At 61.1% G+C, this 15958-nt stretch carries 15 protein-coding genes; 8 read left to right on the top strand and 7 right to left on the bottom strand.

The genetic code is table 11. The annotated features are described in order from the left end of the window. Nucleotides 1–451: 451 nt before the first annotated feature. Complete coding sequence (locus ACQKPS_RS11015) at nt 452–724, top strand: hypothetical protein (protein WP_427604253.1); 273 nt, start codon at nt 452–454, stop codon at nt 722–724. A gap of 143 nt (nt 725–867) precedes the next feature. Continuing rightward, entirely contained in the window at nt 868–1128 is a 261-nt protein-coding gene (locus ACQKPS_RS11010; RefSeq protein ID WP_427604023.1) for a DUF3077 domain-containing protein, read from the top strand. 9 nt (nt 1129–1137) lie between these two features. On the opposite strand, the gene ACQKPS_RS11005 is transcribed toward ACQKPS_RS11010, so the two are convergent. The 3 genes from ACQKPS_RS11005 to thiI all read right to left on the bottom strand — a co-directional run bounded on the left by ACQKPS_RS11005 (nt 1138) and on the right by thiI (nt 6151). Further along, nucleotides 1138–2562 (bottom strand): PhoPQ-activated pathogenicity-related family protein, encoded by a 1425-nt coding sequence (locus tag ACQKPS_RS11005; RefSeq protein ID WP_427604021.1) that lies wholly within the window; start codon nt 2560–2562, stop codon nt 1138–1140. Between the two features lie 186 nt (nt 2563–2748). Next, a complete protein-coding gene (typA, locus tag ACQKPS_RS11000; RefSeq protein WP_054884261.1) occupies nt 2749–4569 on the bottom strand; it encodes a translational GTPase TypA in 1821 nt (606 codons plus the stop codon). A 127-nt stretch (nt 4570–4696) separates the two neighbouring features. Then, nucleotides 4697–6151: a tRNA uracil 4-sulfurtransferase ThiI gene (gene thiI, locus ACQKPS_RS10995; RefSeq protein WP_054884260.1), complete on the bottom strand. Its 1455-nt coding sequence runs from the start codon at nt 6149–6151 to the stop codon at nt 4697–4699. Between the two features lie 490 nt (nt 6152–6641). Between thiI and glnA the strand changes: the two genes are divergently transcribed. From glnA to ntrC, 4 genes are all read left to right on the top strand, one after another. Next, nucleotides 6642–8048: a type I glutamate--ammonia ligase gene (gene glnA / locus ACQKPS_RS10990; RefSeq protein ID WP_054884259.1), complete on the top strand. Its 1407-nt coding sequence runs from the start codon at nt 6642–6644 to the stop codon at nt 8046–8048. A gap of 153 nt (nt 8049–8201) precedes the next feature. Then, nucleotides 8202–8738 carry a chorismate mutase gene (locus ACQKPS_RS10985; protein ID WP_313200770.1) on the top strand — a complete coding sequence of 179 codons (537 nt, stop codon included), beginning with the start codon at nt 8202–8204 and terminating at the stop codon, nt 8736–8738. A gap of 264 nt (nt 8739–9002) precedes the next feature. Continuing rightward, nucleotides 9003–10088 carry a nitrogen regulation protein NR(II) gene (gene glnL, locus ACQKPS_RS10980; protein WP_427604017.1) on the top strand — a complete coding sequence of 362 codons (1086 nt, stop codon included), beginning with the start codon at nt 9003–9005 and terminating at the stop codon, nt 10086–10088. Continuing rightward, nucleotides 10085–11521 carry a nitrogen regulation protein NR(I) gene (gene ntrC / locus ACQKPS_RS10975; protein ID WP_054884256.1) on the top strand — a complete coding sequence of 479 codons (1437 nt, stop codon included), beginning with the start codon at nt 10085–10087 and terminating at the stop codon, nt 11519–11521. The genes glnL and ntrC overlap by 4 nt, the downstream gene beginning before the upstream one ends. A 361-nt stretch (nt 11522–11882) precedes the next feature. Here ntrC and ACQKPS_RS10970 read toward each other — a convergent pair whose 3' ends face one another. Beyond that, on the bottom strand, nt 11883–12320 hold the full coding sequence (locus tag ACQKPS_RS10970; RefSeq protein ID WP_427604015.1) for a hypothetical protein: 438 nt from the start codon (nt 12318–12320) through the stop codon (nt 11883–11885). Between ACQKPS_RS10970 and trmL the strand changes: the two genes are divergently transcribed. Then, nucleotides 12319–12780: a tRNA (uridine(34)/cytosine(34)/5-carboxymethylaminomethyluridine(34)-2'-O)-methyltransferase TrmL gene (gene trmL / locus ACQKPS_RS10965; RefSeq protein WP_427604013.1), complete on the top strand. Its 462-nt coding sequence runs from the start codon at nt 12319–12321 to the stop codon at nt 12778–12780. The genes ACQKPS_RS10970 and trmL overlap by 2 nt on opposite strands. A 99-nt stretch (nt 12781–12879) precedes the next feature. Here trmL and secB read toward each other — a convergent pair whose 3' ends face one another. Genes secB through ACQKPS_RS10950 form a run of 3 tightly spaced genes read right to left on the bottom strand, consistent with a single transcriptional unit; the run spans nt 12880 to nt 14075 of the window. Beyond that, entirely contained in the window at nt 12880–13365 is a 486-nt protein-coding gene (gene secB / locus ACQKPS_RS10960) for a protein-export chaperone SecB (RefSeq protein WP_054884253.1), read from the bottom strand. Between the two features lie 40 nt (nt 13366–13405). Beyond that, nucleotides 13406–13660, bottom strand: a complete 255-nt coding sequence (gene grxC, locus ACQKPS_RS10955) for a glutaredoxin 3 (RefSeq protein ID WP_054884252.1) — start codon at nt 13658–13660, stop codon at nt 13406–13408. 1 nt (nt 13661) lies between these two features. Continuing rightward, a complete protein-coding gene (locus ACQKPS_RS10950; RefSeq protein ID WP_254482712.1) occupies nt 13662–14075 on the bottom strand; it encodes a rhodanese-like domain-containing protein in 414 nt (137 codons plus the stop codon). A 206-nt stretch (nt 14076–14281) separates the two neighbouring features. On the opposite strand from ACQKPS_RS10950, the gene gpmI reads away from it, so the two are divergent. Further along, nucleotides 14282–15817 (top strand): 2,3-bisphosphoglycerate-independent phosphoglycerate mutase, encoded by a 1536-nt coding sequence (gene gpmI / locus ACQKPS_RS10945; RefSeq protein WP_254482710.1) that lies wholly within the window; start codon nt 14282–14284, stop codon nt 15815–15817. Nucleotides 15818–15958: the final 141 nt, after the last annotated feature.

The raw sequence follows: 15958 nt of genomic DNA, 5'->3' as shown, positions 1-15958 counted from the left end.
GTACAAAGAAATATGTTGTAACCGACACTGGAAATATCAGTCTTCTAGACTGCCTAAAATCTAAGCTGTACACGGCCCCAGCCAAGGCAACTAAAAACTTTTCCTCTATGTATCAAGAAACTTTCTCACTCTAGATGCAGATAATTCCTACAGGTAGTAGCTGGCGACTTCAGTCCTAGCGAAATACCCTACAAACCCTGTCGACTCGCGTCTGATTGTTACTGGAAACCTGTCCCCCTAGGCTGTCCAGGTCGCTGAATGGTTCAGCGATCGGGTGTGGAAACCCGGCAATTCATGAGAACTGCGACTGTCGTTATGGCGGTTGTACGCGGAAGGCCGCAAGGCCTGCCGGGTTCTCATGCCTGGTTTTCCACTCCGTGTACAACCGCCACCCTTTCGTGTGGAAACGAACGGGTGAGGTCAATGACATGAGAGCCAGCCATGAAAAAAAATCGTCCCCGACCCACCCCACCACTTCGACCTCCCAGACGGCACGACCCTCACCCACGCCATCTGCGAAAACCTCGTCCCCCTCGACCACGTCGTGGTCAACATCACCCACTACCTGATGATCGCCTACAACCACAGCCACCGCGCCCTCGACGGCATCGAGGATGACCGCACGCGGGAGACGCTGGTGAATGGCTTGAGGGCCATGCAGCTGGCCTGGGGGCAGGCGGATGCCTTGTCGCTCGCCCTGGAGCGTGCCGGCAGCACGCATTGATATTCGCCTTTTCGCGGGGCAAGCCCGCTCCCACAGGACCTGCACAGTATTCAGGGCTTGCGAACTACCTGTGGGAGCGGGCTTGCCCCGCGAACACCGGCGAAGCCGGTGCCATCCACAACAAGACTCAGGGAGATGGACCAATGACCGAAATCAACCCGACCACCCCCGGCAAAACCTGCTTCTACCAAGGCGAAGAGCACAAACAACCCCTGTTTCAGGTCTGCGCAGGCATTCCCTGCCAAGACGCCCGCGACCAAGCCTCGGAACTGCTGGGCTGCGTGCGCGACCTGACCCTGACCGCCGTCATGGACAACGACCCGCAACTGATCTGGGCCGCGCACTACCTCAGTGCATTGGCCAAAGCCCTGCTGGACGACGCCGAACTGCGCATGCCGCACTGAGCCAGCATTTCACGCGCTCTGCGCCGGGAAGCTGCGGCAAGCACCACCGTGATCCGTCGGCGGATGTTCCGGATAGGTCTGCGGCAGCACGCTGACCGGGCTGGTGGCGACGAAGCCATCCGCGAATGTCGCCTCGACGAACTGCGCCTGCCACCCCGTCGCGGGCGCCGTGCGTTGCAGGGTCAAGTACTGCTGGGGTACCAGCGTTTCGGACTGGTAGCGCACCCCGCAGGCATAGCGGAAGTCGCGATCCTGGCTGTTGCTTGCCGTCCATACCCTCACTGCCACGGGCGGCTCGGAGAAGTTGACTGCCATCAGCCCGGGCTGCCCGCCATCTGTTACCTGCACGCTCGGCAGCGGTTTGCCATCGCGCAGGCGCGTCACCGCCGGGACTAAGGTGCTGACCACCTGCTGACGTACCCCGCCGTGGTCCGAGTTCGGCAACACCCTCAGGCTCGTCTGGCCCGGCAGGCGCTGCTGATAATCGGTGACGGGGTCCGGCGCAAAAAAATCATCGCCGCTGGCAGACACCAGGTACTTGGGAATCGCCAGGCGCTGCCCCTCCTCGTTCAGGTACTGCATCGGGTCCATCATCGCCATCAGCCGCTCGAATGCCGGGGTGCCCAGTTGTTGCAGCACACCAGCCTGCTGATAGGAACCCAGGGCCAAGGGCCAGTGACCACCGTATCGTTTACGTAATCCGGCCAGCATGTCCGAGGTGTCCGCCACGTCGATCACAGCAGGCACGATGGCCATCACCCGCTCATCGGCCAACGCCGTAAGCCAGGCACTCCAGCCGCGTTTGGAGGCCCCGCTGATGATGAAGCGGTCCACGGCAAGACCCTGCTTTGTCAGCTCCTGCTCAGCCAGGTCCATCGCCCGGCTCGCCGCAGCAGCCATCGGTACATGCAGCGGCAATTCCGGCGCAGCCCCACGAAGCGAATGCGCCCATGTATGGGCCACGGCGTCGTCCTCGCGCAAGGGCTTGTCGACATCGCTGAAATTCACGTACTGGTTGGGCGCATCGCTGATCATGACCACAGCCATCTGCGACTTGAGAGCGACTTCACGCAACGCTTCGCGGGTATAGTCCGGGGTTTGCGCCGGCCCGTGCCGCACGCCATTGTTCACTACCAGCAAGGCTTTACCAGGCAAGGCATTGCGCGGTATGTGCAGCTCGACATCGTGCTCCCAGCGACGCGGCTCAACCACAGGCGCTGGCTCCCACACCTGCGAAACCATCTGCAGGCGACGGAATTCGTAGCCAGGTTCGGAGGCTTGTTCGAGCAGTCGAGCCTCCAGAGGTGCCTGGCGTACATTTTCGATATGGCAGCGGGCGACTTCCTGCGGACGTAGCTCGCTACAGTCCTGCAGAGCGCTGGCATGGATACTCGCCATCAGGCAGGGGATGGCCAGTGCGAATCGGTATTTCATGGGCTTGCTTCCTATTACAGAAAGCACTCCACGCTAGGTGGCTCAGCAACCGTATACAAGGCGTGGAGACTACGGAAAGAAGCGCCCTACACCAGCTTGAGACACAGACTACAACTTGCATCCCCAGAAAAACAAAAACGCCCCCGGCCTTTCGACCGGGGGCGTTTTCATTCAGCCTGAGCTAACTCAGTTCTTGGCTTTCTTGGCAGCGCGGGTACGCTCGCCTTCGTCCAGGATCTTCTTGCGCAGACGGATCGACTTAGGCGTCACTTCGCAAAGCTCGTCGTCCTGGATGAATTCCAGAGCCTGTTCGAGGGTGTGGCGAACCGGCGGAACCAGGGCGATGACTTCGTCTTTGCCCGAAGCACGCATGTTGTCGAGCTTCTTGCCTTTGGTCGGGTTCACGCCCAGGTCGTTGTCACGGCTGTTCAGGCCGATGATCTGACCGTTGTAGATCTCCTGGCCGTGCTCAACGAACAGCTTGCCGCGAGCCTGCAGGGTTTCCAGCGAGTAGGTCAGTGCCTTGCCGGTCTCGACCGAAACCAGAACGCCGTTCAGACGGCCGGACATCTGGCCCGACTTCATGGTGTCGTAGCGATCGAAGATCGAGGTCAGGATGCCTGCACCGTTGGTCAGGGTCAGGAACTGGTTACGGAAACCGATCAGACCACGGGCTGGAATGTTGTACTCCAGGCGAACACGGCCCTTGCCATCCGGCACCATGTTGGTCAGGTCGCCCTTACGCAGGCCCATCTCTTCCATGACCTTGCCCTGGGATTCTTCAGGGATGTCGATGGTGACGTTCTCGAACGGTTCCTGCTTGACGCCGTCGACTTCGCGGATGATCACTTCAGGACGGCCTACAGCCATCTCGAAGCCTTCACGGCGCATGGTTTCGATCAGCACGGACAGGTGCAGCTCACCACGGCCCGATACCTTGAACTTGTCAGGGGAATCGGTTTCCTGAACGCGCAGAGCAACGTTGTACAGCAGCTCCTTGTCCAGACGGTCCTTGATGTTACGGCTGGTGACGAACTTGCCTTCCTTGCCGCAGAACGGCGAGTCGTTGACCTGGAAGGTCATCGAAACGGTTGGCTCGTCAACGGTCAGCGGCTTCATCGCTTCTACCGCATCCGGGGCGCACAGGGTGTCGGAGATGAACAGCTCGTCGAAACCGCTGATGCAGACAATGTCGCCAGCCTGGGCTTCTTCGACGTCGACGCGGTGCAAGCCGTGGTGGCCCATCAGCTTGAGGATACGGCCGTTACGCTTCTTGCCGTTGGTGTCGATGGCGACAACCGGGGTGTTCGGCTTGATGCGGCCACGGGCGATACGGCCAACACCGATAACGCCGAGGAAGCTGTTGTAGTCCAGTGCCGAGATCTGCATCTGGAACGGGCCGTCACGGTCAACGGAAGGCGCCGGTACGTTGTCGACGATCGACTGGTACAGGGCGGTCATGTCTTCGCCCATGGCGGTGTGGTCCAGGCCGGCGATACCGTTCAGGGCCGAGGCGTAGACGACTTTGAAGTCCAGCTGTTCATCGGTGGCACCGAGGTTGTCGAACAGGTCGAAGATCTGGTCCAGAACCCAGTCAGGACGCGCGCCTGGACGGTCGACCTTGTTGATCACGACGATCGGCTTCAGGCCGGCTTCGAAGGCCTTTTTGGTCACGAAGCGGGTTTGCGGCATCGGGCCGTCCTGGGCGTCGACCAGCAGCAGCACGGAGTCGACCATCGACATCACACGCTCGACCTCGCCACCGAAGTCGGCGTGGCCGGGGGTGTCGACGATGTTGATGTGGTAGCCGTTCCAGTTGATGGCGGTGTTTTTCGCCAGAATGGTAATACCGCGCTCTTTCTCCTGGTCGTTGGAGTCCATGACGCGCTCGTCGTTGAGCTCGTTACGCTCCAGAGTGCCGGACTGACGCAGGAGTTTGTCGACCAGGGTGGTTTTACCATGGTCAACGTGGGCGATGATGGCGATGTTACGCAGATTTTCGATCACAACTGTATCTCGATCAGAGGATTCGGTTGCCGCCAGTGTAGGCGGCGAATATGTACGGTTTGAGGCTCAGCGGGCCCGATGGTCGGGAGGGCGATGGCGGATACTGCCGCCATAGAGCCCTGGCGTCTTATGTCGGACGATAAACACGCACATTGGCATGTCCCTCACTGAGCAGGTGGTGTGCGTGCAAACGGCTCATCACACCTTTGTCGCAATACAGCAAATACTGGCGCGTAGGGTCCAGATGCTTGAACTTGCTGTTGATCGCGTAGAACGGCATGGCCTGGATTTCGATACCTTCCAGTGCCAGAGGTTCGTCTTCCTGGGCATCGGGGTGACGAATGTCGATGACGATCTGGCCAGGCAGCGCCTCGGCCACTTCTTCAACCTCGATGTCCTTGCCCAGCTCATCGATCACGTGGTCGATGGAGATGAATTTGGCACGCTCCAGGGCGCGTTCCAGGACGGCCATGTCGAACTGCTTTTCTTCATGCTCCATGCGGTGACGCTTGGCATGGGTGGTCGGGTTCACCGAGATCACGCCGCAGTATTCCGGCATATGCTTGGCGAAGTCGGCGGTGCCGATCTCGGTAGCCTGGTCGATGATGTCCTGCTTGTGGCTGGCCAGCAACGGACGCAGCACCAGCTTGTCGGTGGCCGAGTCGATGATCGACAGGTTCGGCAGGGTCTGGCTGGAGACCTGGGAAATCGCCTCGCCGGTGACCAGGGCATCGATCTGCAGGCGGTCGGCCATGTGCGCAGCACCCCGCAGCATCATGCGCTTGAGGGTCACGCCCATGTAGCTGTTGTCGACCTTGTTGAGGATCTCGCCGACCACTTCTTCGAATGGCACGCTGATGAACAGCACGCGCTGGCTGCTGCCGTACTTTTTCCACAGGTAGTGGGCGACTTCCATCACGCCCAGTTCGTGGGCACGGCCGCCGAGGTTGAAGAAGCAGAAGTGGGTCATCAGGCCACGGCGCATCATCTGGTAGGCCGCCACGGTGGAGTCGAACCCACCGGACATCAGCACCAGGGTCTGCTCCAGCGCGCCCAGCGGGTAGCCGCCGATGCCGTTGTGCTGATTGTGGATCACATACAGGCGCTGATCGCGAATCTCGATGCGCACCACGACTTCAGGCGTCTTCAGGTCGATGCCGGCGGCGCCGCACTGCTGACGCAGCTGGCTGCCGACGTAGCGGTCGACGTCCATCGAGGTGAAGTCGTGGTGACCGCCGCGCTTGCAGCGCACCGAGAAGCGCTTGCCGGCCAGCAGGTGGCCGAAGTGGTGCTTGCACTTGGCGACGATGTCGTCGAAATCACCCAGCGGGTATTCCTCGACCTGCAGGAAGTGGGTGATGCCCGGGGTGCAGGTGAGGCGCTCGATCATCTCGCGCTGGACCTTCTCGTCCTCGACGCGGGTGACCACTTCGAGATTGTCCCAGACACCATCGACCGCGAGCTCCGGATCAAGATCCTTGAGCACGTTGCGGATGTTCTTGCCGAGCTGGCGGATGAAGCGCTTGCGCACCGGCCGGCTCTTGATGGTGATTTCTGGGAAGACTTTGACGATAAGTTTCATTGGTTTAACAGCGCGCGCAAGGCCTGCCGAAAATGAGGGGCGCGAATTATAGCGGAAATTGCTCAGGATTTGACCAACTTTTGATCAGAAGCTTTGAGATAAATGCAGCAGCCGGGTTTTGCGGCGCCCGTTCCGGCCCCTTCGCGGGTAAACCCGTTCCCACAGGGGGCGCGCCAAGCTGACGACAGTACAGTACCTGTGGGAGCGGGTTCACCCGCGAAGAGGCCCTGAAAAAATGCACACCTTTAGGTCTGTGCACTAAATTGGTGCTCTACACTGGAATTCTGCCTCCTAAGGGTGCGCTTTTATCCGCAGACAGCCCGGCAAATGCCCGCAGACGCCCCTTTTTATCCAGCCCTCGCCATTTTCGGGCACTGGCATGCAATTTGCTCCCTTGTGAGGCAGGTACGCTTGGCCGACTATCCGCGCCCGGCAACACCCTTTTTCCAGAGCAGTGGCCCACCGCGCTCTAGACCCTCCGGAGGACAACATGTCGAAGTCGGTTCAACTCATCAAAGATCATGACGTCAAGTGGATTGATCTGCGTTTCACGGACACCAAAGGCACTCAGCATCACGTGACCATGCCGGCGCGTGATGGCCTGGACGAAGACTTCTTCGAAGTCGGCAAGATGTTCGACGGTTCCTCCATCGCTGGCTGGAAAGGCATCGAAGCTTCCGACATGATCCTGATGCCGGTCGACGAGACCGCCGTTCTGGACCCGTTCACCGAAGAGCCGACCCTGATCATCACCTGCGACATCGTCGACCCGTCGAGCATGCAGGGCTACGATCGCGACCCACGTGCGATCGCCAAGCGCGCCGAAGAGTACCTGAAGAGCACCGGCATCGGTGACACCGTATTCGCTGGCCCAGAGCCAGAATTCTTCATCTTCGACGAAGTGAAGTTCCAGTCGGACATCTCAGGTTCCATGTTCAAGATCTTCTCCGAGCAAGGCTCGTGGATGACTGGCGCTGACGTGGAAGGCGGCAACAAAGGCCACCGTCCAGGCGTGAAAGGCGGCTACTTCCCGGTTCCGCCGTTCGACCACGACCACGAAATCCGTACCGCCATGTGCAACGCTCTGGAAGAAATGGGCCAGACCGTTGAAGTTCACCACCACGAAGTGGCCACTGCCGGTCAGAACGAAATCGGCGTCAAGTTCAATACCCTGGTGAAGAAAGCTGACGAAGTTCAGGCCCTGAAATACGTCGTGCACAACGTTGCCGACGCTTACGGCCGTACCGCCACCTTCATGCCGAAGCCACTGTACGGCGACAACGGCTCGGGCATGCACGTGCACATGTCGATCTGGAAAGACGGCAAGAACACCTTCGCCGGCGAAGGCTATGCCGGCCTGTCCGACACCGCTCTGTACTTCATCGGCGGTATCATCAAGCACGGTAAGGCCCTGAACGGCTTCACCAACCCGTCGACCAACTCGTACAAGCGTCTGGTCCCAGGCTTCGAAGCCCCGGTAATGCTGGCCTACTCGGCTCGCAACCGTTCCGCCTCGATCCGTATTCCTTACGTCGGCAGCCCGAAAGCCCGTCGTATCGAAGCCCGCTTCCCGGATCCATCGGCCAACCCGTACCTGGCCTTCGCAGCCCTGCTGATGGCTGGCCTGGACGGTATCCAGAACAAGATCCACCCAGGCGATGCTGCCGACAAGAACCTGTACGACCTGCCGCCAGAAGAAGCCAAGGACATCCCGCAGGTTTGCGGCAGCCTGAAAGAGGCTCTGGAAGAGCTGGATAAAGGCCGTGCGTTCCTGACCAAGGGCGGCGTGTTCTCCGACGACTTCATCGATGCCTTCATCGAGCTGAAGAGCGAAGAAGAGATCAAGGTCCGCACCTTCGTACACCCGCTGGAATACGAGCTGTACTACAGCTGCTGATCCGATTGGCGCCTTGCGCCGATCTGATTCATCAAAAACGGCCTTCTTCTGAAGGCCGTTTTTCGTTTTACGCCTGTCTCTTTCAGATGCTTCCTACAAGCAGGGCTCTACCTGACTGCGCACAATCAAATCTCCAACAATAAGGAGATTGTCATGCGCCCCCTGCCCATCGTGCTTTGCCTCACCATGACCCTTCTCGGCTGCAGCGCCCCCTCGCAACCTGAGCTCAGGCCTTTGCTCACGGCAATCGGGCAGCGCCTGGACCTGGCCTACGCCGTGGCCGTGCACAAGTGGGACAATGGCGTACCCGTCGAAGCGCCACTGCGTGAACGAGAGGTGCTGCAGCAGGTTCAAGCTGCGGCGCATGACTACGGGCTGCCACCCGAACGCGCAGAGGCCTTCTTTGCCAACCAGATCGAAGCCAACAAGCTAGTGCAGTACGCCCTCATCGACCGCTGGACTGCCATGGGAAAGCGGCCCCCACTGCAAGCCCGGGACCTCGCCAATGAGCTGCGCCCGCGCCTGGACAGGCTTCAGGCGACGCTGTTGTACGAGCTGGGAAATCTGGACCGCAAGCCGCTGAACGACTGCCCTCGCCAATTGGCCGACGCCCTGGCCCTGCATGCCAACGAGCCGCTCCGGCACATGGCCTTGGTCCGCGCAACCGCACAACTGTGCGTTAAACGCTGACTGCAGCAATGCTCTATATTGGTGCATAACTACGCAGAGCGCTTCAATCTGCAACCCAAAACAGGTCATTTGAAACGATTAATCAGGCCAATCTGATCCGAATAAGCGCAATGCCAGGCTTTTATCGGGCAATTCCGCTTCTTTTCGGAGCCTTGGTTTGTTTCTTGCATTTTCCTGTGCAGAGACTGGCATTCGCGGATCCGCCGCCTGCCCGGCCATGGCCGTGCCCGCCCGACAAGCGCCAAAAGAGGTCAACGACGCCTTATGACCATCAGCGATGCACAGCACCGTCTGCTTCTGGACAACCTGACCACCGCCACGCTCCTGCTCAATGCAGAACTGCGCCTGGAGTACATGAACCCGGCCGCAGAAATGCTCCTGGCGGTCAGTGGCCAGCGCAGCCACGGGCAGTTCATCAGTGAGCTGTTCACCGAATCGGCCGAGGCGCTCAACTCGCTGCGCCAGGCCGTGGAACAGGCGCATCCGTTCACCAAGCGTGAAGCGCAACTGACCTCGCTGACCGGGCAGGCCATCACCGTCGACTATGCCGTGACACCGATCCTGCACCAGGGCAATACCTTGCTGCTGCTCGAAGTTCACCCGCGTGATCGCCTGCTGCGCATCACCAAGGAAGAAGCCCAGCTGAGCAAGCAGGAAACTACCAAGATGCTGGTACGCGGCCTGGCCCACGAGATCAAGAACCCGCTCGGCGGCATCCGTGGTGCAGCACAGCTGCTGGCCCGCGAGCTGCCCGAAGAGGGCCTGCGCGACTACACCAACGTGATCATCGAAGAGGCCGACCGCTTGCGCAACCTGGTCGACCGCATGCTCGGCTCGAACAAGTTGCCGTCGCTGGCCATGACCAACATCCACGAAGTACTGGAGCGGGTCTGCAGCCTGGTCGAGGCCGAAAGCCAGGGCTGCATCACCTTGGTGCGCGACTACGACCCGAGCCTGCCCGACGTGTTGATCGACCGCGAGCAGATGATCCAGGCCGTACTGAACATCGTACGCAATGCGATGCAGGCCATCAGTTCGCAGAACGAATTGCGCCTGGGCCGCATCACCCTGCGCAGCCGCGCCGTGCGCCAGTTCACCATCGGCCATGTGCGCCATCGCCTGGCGGCACGTATCGAGATCATCGACAACGGCCCGGGCATCCCCGCGGAACTGCAAGACACCCTCTTTTATCCCATGGTCAGCGGACGCCCGGACGGTACCGGGCTGGGCCTGGCCATCACCCAGAACATCATCAGCCAGCACCAGGGCCTGATCGAATGTGAAAGCCACGCAGGGCACACCGCCTTCTCGATCTTCCTGCCCCTGGAACAAGGAGCCACCGCCTCATGAGCCGAAGTGAAACCGTATGGATCGTCGATGATGATCGCTCCATCCGCTGGGTCCTGGAGAAAGCCCTGCAACAGGAAGGCATGACCACCCAGAGCTTCGACAGCGCCGATGGCGTCATGGGCCGCCTGGCCCGCCAGCAGCCGGACGTGATCATCTCCGACATTCGCATGCCCGGCGCCAGCGGCCTCGACCTGCTGGCGCAGATTCGCGAACAGCATCCGCGCCTGCCGGTCATCATCATGACTGCGCATTCCGACCTGGACAGCGCCGTGGCGTCCTACCAGGGCGGTGCTTTCGAGTACCTGCCCAAGCCGTTCGACGTCGATGAGGCGGTGTCGCTGGTCAAGCGTGCCAATCAGCATGCCCAGGAACAACAGGGCCTCGATGTTCCCCAGGCCTTGGCCCGCACTCCGGAAATCATCGGCGAAGCGCCAGCGATGCAGGAGGTGTTCCGCGCTATCGGCCGCCTGAGCCACTCCAACATCACCGTATTGATCAACGGCGAATCCGGCACCGGTAAAGAACTGGTGGCGCATGCGCTGCACCGTCACAGCCCGCGTGCCGCCTCGCCGTTCATCGCCCTGAACATGGCCGCCATCCCCAAGGACCTGATGGAGTCGGAGCTGTTCGGCCACGAGAAAGGCGCCTTCACCGGCGCGGCCAACCTGCGCCGCGGCCGCTTCGAACAGGCAGACGGCGGTACCTTGTTCCTCGACGAGATCGGCGACATGCCGGCCGATACCCAGACTCGCCTGCTGAGAGTGCTGGCCGATGGCGAGTTCTATCGCGTTGGCGGCCATGTGCCGGTGAAGGTCGATGTACGCATCATTGCAGCGACCCACCAGAACCTGGAGTCGCTGGTCACGGCCGGCAAGTTCCGTGAGGACTTGTTCCACCGCCTGAACGTGATCCGCATCCATATCCCGCGCCTGGCCGACCGCCGCGAGGACATCCCGGCGCTGGCCCGCCACTTCCTAGGCCGTGCCGCCCAGGAGCTGGCCGTCGAGCCGAAGCTGCTCAAGCCGGAAACCGAGGAGTTCATCCGCAACCTGCCGTGGCCAGGCAACGTGCGCCAGCTGGAGAACACCTGCCGCTGGATCACCGTGATGGCCTCCAGCCGCGAAGTGCTGATCGGCGACCTGCCGCCGGAGCTGCTGAACCTGCCGCAAGACGCAGCGCCAGTCACCAACTGGGAGCAGGCGCTACGCCAGTGGGCGGATCAGGCGCTGGCGCGCGGGCAGTCGAACCTGCTCGACAGCGCAGTGCCCAGCTTCGAGCGAATCATGATCGAGACCGCGCTCAAGCACACCGCCGGTCGCCGCCGTGACGCTGCGGTGCTGCTGGGTTGGGGCCGCAATACCCTGACCCGCAAGATCAAGGAACTGGGGATGAATGTGGACGGTGGGGATGATGACGAGGGTGAAGACCACTGACCTGCCGCTAGACCTCTAACATAACCGGGGCCGCTTTTGCGGCCCCAGTCATTTCAGCCTTCCTGTGCACCGATCCTGTGCCCGATGCACCTCTCCAAGGCACAAATCCCCTCAAAACCCGGCCAATTCACCCTCAAAGCCCAGTACTCACGGGTTTTTCAAAACTGGCACGCCCCCTGCAATAACTCATGCATACCCAGTTTCGGGGGCCCTGGTACAGGCAGGCCGGGTGACCCCTCTTTTATTCGCAGTAACGCCAGTTTTGGGGACCTCGGTACAGGCAGGCCGGGCCATCCCCCCTTTAATTCTCTGTAAGCCCTTTTGGGGACCTTGGTACAGGCAGGCCGAGATATCCCCTCTTTTATTCGTGCAGTTTCACCTGCACCCGCCAACGTCCAGCGTCCTCTGCACCGGCCCATTCGCCGTGCAGGGGACGCGCGGCGATCACCGTCAGCAACAACCCCTTGTCGCTCTTCTGCAATCGCCAGCCGACCGGCTTGCCTTGAAGATCCAGCTGACCACGCTGTGCCTTGCCCTCGGCCTCGAACAGCAGCGCGACCGTACCTTCGACGTTTTCGCCATGCAGCTTGGGCGCGTCGTTGAACCAGAGGTTCAGGCCATCCTGCACCACTTCGACTTGCTCCAGCACCCGTTCTTCAGGGGCAGTCAGACGGCCAATCATCAACCCCACCAAGACGCCGAACAGCGCCAGGGAAAGCAGCATGCGCGGCCAGGCCTTCGAACGCAGGTCGGGTTCAGGGGTAGAATGCTCGTCATCTTCACGTTTGGAGCCGTGCATGTTTCACGTCATCCTTTTTCAACCAGAAATTCCGCCGAATACCGGCAACATCATCCGCCTCTGCGCCAACAGCGGTTGCGCCCTGCACCTGATCGAGCCGATCAGCTTCGAACTGGACGACAAACGCCTGCGCCGGGCCGGGCTGGATTACCACGAGTATGCCACGCTCAAGCGTCATGAGAGCCTCGCCGACTGCCTGGAGAGCCTGGGCAATCCGCGGCTGTTCGCCTTTACCACCAAAGGCTCGCACCCGTTCCATGAAGTGGCTTATCAGCCTGGAGATGCGTTCCTGTTCGGGCCTGAGAGCCGAGGGTTGCCAGCCGAAGTCCTGGACAGCTTGCCGGCCGAGCAACGCCTGCGCCTGCCCATGCGGCCAGGGTGCCGGAGCCTGAACCTGTCCAATACCGTGGCGGTCACCGTCTATGAAGCCTGGCGGCAGAACGGGTTTGCCGGGAGCTGATCGTTAGCCTGTGACGGCCTCTTCGCGGTAAACCCGCGAAGAGGCCGGAACAAGCAACAAAAAAGCGCCCCGAGAGGCGCTTTTTCGATTCCGGCAGAATTACTGAACGGTCGGCGTTTCGCCAGCTTCCTGCATGCGCTGCAGCTCTTGCGCGTACAGGGCGTCGAAGTTGACCGGCGACAGCATCAGGGCCGGGAACGAACCGCGGGTCACCAGGCTGTCCAGGGTCTCACGGGCGTACGGGAACAGGATGTTCGGGCAGAACGCGCCGAGGGTGTGGCTCATCGACGAAGCGTCGAGGTTCTTGATCAGGAAGATACCGGCCTGCTGAACTTCAGCGATGAAGGCCACTTCGTCACCGTTCTTGACGGTCACCGACAGGGTAAGCACCACTTCGTGGAAGTCGCCTTCCAGGGCTTTCTGCTTGGTGTTCAGGTCCAGCGCAACGCTCGGCTCCCACTGCTGACGGAAGATCTGCGGGCTTTTCGGGGCTTCGAACGACAGGTCGCGCACGTAGATGCGCTGCATGGAGAACTGAGGGCTGTTGTCTTCTGCAGCAGCGCCGTTGGTCTGTTGGTCAGTCATGGCAGATCCTTAATCCTAATGTTTTTGAATGCAGTGCAAATCAGACTGCCAGCAGCGCGTCGAGCTTGCCGGCGCGCTCCAGGGCGTAGAGGTCATCGCATCCACCGACGTGGGTGCTGCCGATCCAGATCTGCGGCACCGACGTGCGGCCGGCCTTCTGGCTCATCTCGGCGCGCACCTGGGGCTTGCCGTCGACCTTGATCTCTTCGAAGGCAACGCCCTTGCTCTGGAGCAGGTGCTTGGCACGCATGCAGTAGGGGCAGTAGTCGCTGGAATAGACGATGACGGGCTTCATATCACTTCACCAAAGGCAGGTTATCGGCTTTCCAGCTGGAAACGCCACCGCTCAGCTTGGCGGCAGTGTAACCAGCCTTGAGCAGTTCGCCGCAGACCGCGCCGGACTGCTGGCCCATCGCGTCGACGACGATCAGGGTCTTCGCTTTGTGCTTCTCGAGCTCGGCCATGCGGTTGGCGAGCTTGTCCTGCGGGATGTTCAGCGCACCGACGATGTGCCCGGCGGAGTATTCCTTGGACGGGCGAATGTCGATGACCAGCGCCTTGTCGGCATTGACCAGCGCGGTCAGCTGGCCGTTGCTCAGGCTCTGGCCGCCACGGCGCAGTTCATTGACGAGCAGTGCAACCAGCAGAACCACGAAGATCGCCACCAGGATGTAGTGATCTGTCGCGAATTGAATCAGGTGAGCAACCATCAGCGGTGTTCCAGGCGATTGAAAATGCCGGCCAGTATACACACCCCCCCAGTGCCACCAAAGCCCGATGGGCCGGAGGTAAAGGTACCTTCATGTTACCGGGTTGCCCGCGCCGGTCGGGTGACAGGACGATTATTCGCCGTTGATGGCGTATTTGCCCTAAAATGCGTGTCTTTATCATCTTTGAACAACCGTGAGTTTGATTGATGACGAGCACGCCCAAACCTCTGGTCCTGATCATCCTGGATGGATTCGGCCACAGCGAAAGCCCCGAATACAACGCCATCTATGCCGCCAACACACCGGTCTATGACCGCCTGCGCGCCACCCAGCCGCATGGCCTGATTTCCGGATCGGGGATGGATGTCGGCCTGCCGGACGGGCAGATGGGCAACTCCGAGGTCGGGCACATGAACCTTGGCGCGGGCCGCGTCGTCTACCAGGACTTCACCCGGGTCACCAAGGCCATCCGCGATGGCGAATTCTTCGAGAACCCGGTGCTCACCGGGGCGGTGGACAAGGCTGCAGGCGCCGGCAAGGCCGTGCACATCCTCGGCCTGCTGTCCGACGGTGGCGTGCACAGCCACCAGGACCACCTCGTCGCCATGGCCGAACTGGCCGCGCAGCGTGGCGCCGAAAAAATCTACCTGCACGCCTTCCTCGATGGCCGTGACACCCCGCCACGCAGCGCCCAATCGTCGATCGAACTGCTCGACGCGACCTTCGCCAAGCTCGGCAAGGGCCGTATCGCGAGCCTGATCGGCCGCTACTTCGCGATGGACCGCGACAACCGCTGGGACCGCGTCAGCGCCGCTTACAACCTGATCGTCGACAGCGTTGCCGAATACACCGCCGACACCGCACTGGCGGGCCTGGAAGCGGCCTATGCCCGCGAGGAGAACGACGAATTCGTCAAGGCCACGCGCATTGGCGAGGCCGTCAAGGTTGAAGACGGCGACGCCGTGATCTTCATGAACTTCCGCGCCGACCGCGCCCGCGAACTGTCGCGTGCCTTCGTCGAGCCGGACTTCAACGAGTTCCCGCGTGCACGCCTGCCGAAAATGGCGGCCTACATCGGCCTGACCCAGTATTCGGCAAAAATCGCCGCGCCGGCCGCCTATGCGCCGTCCAGCCTGGACAACGTGCTGGGCGAGTACCTGGCAAAAAACGGCAAGACCCAGCTGCGCATCGCCGAAACCGAGAAGTATGCACACGTCACCTTCTTCTTCTCCGGTGGCCGCGAAGAACCGTTCGAAGGCGAAGAACGCATCCTGATCCCGTCGCCGAAGGTCGCCACCTACGACCTGCAGCCCGAGATGAACGCACCTGAAGTGACCGACCGCATCGTCGAAGCCATCGAGCAGCAGCGCTTTGACGTGATCGTGGCCAACTACGCCAACGGCGACATGGTCGGCCACACCGGCGTGTTCGAGGCTGCGGTAAAAGCCGTCGAGGCCCTGGATACCTGTGTCGGGCGCATCGTCGAGGCGCTGGACAAGGTCGGCGGCGAAGCCCTGATCACCGCCGACCACGGCAACGTCGAGCAAATGGAAGACGCGTGCACCGGCCAGGCGCACACGGCCCACACCAGCGAACCGGTGCCGTTCATCTACGTCGGCAAGCGCAAGGTGCGGGTCCGCGAAGGCGGCGTGCTGGCCGACGTGGCGCCGACCATGCTGAAACTGCTGGGCCTGGAAAAACCGGCCGAAATGACCGGCACTTCGATCCTGGTCGACGCCTGATTCAGTGTCCCGGGGCCGCCTGGCAGCCCCTTTGCACATGAATTCCGGACAAACGCCTCGCTGCCCCGGCAGCGAGGCGTTTTTTTTGCCTGCTCGCACGGGCATACTAGCCCAGTCTCCATCCCCGGTACGCCAAACCCC

It is taken from the genome of Pseudomonas sp. NPDC086566 (genome assembly GCF_050280885.1).
GTDB lineage: Bacteria > Pseudomonadota > Gammaproteobacteria > Pseudomonadales > Pseudomonadaceae > Aquipseudomonas > Aquipseudomonas vlassakiae.
The sequence above is the reverse complement of the archived record's forward strand: the minus strand, read 5'-3'. Positions and strand labels throughout refer to the sequence as shown.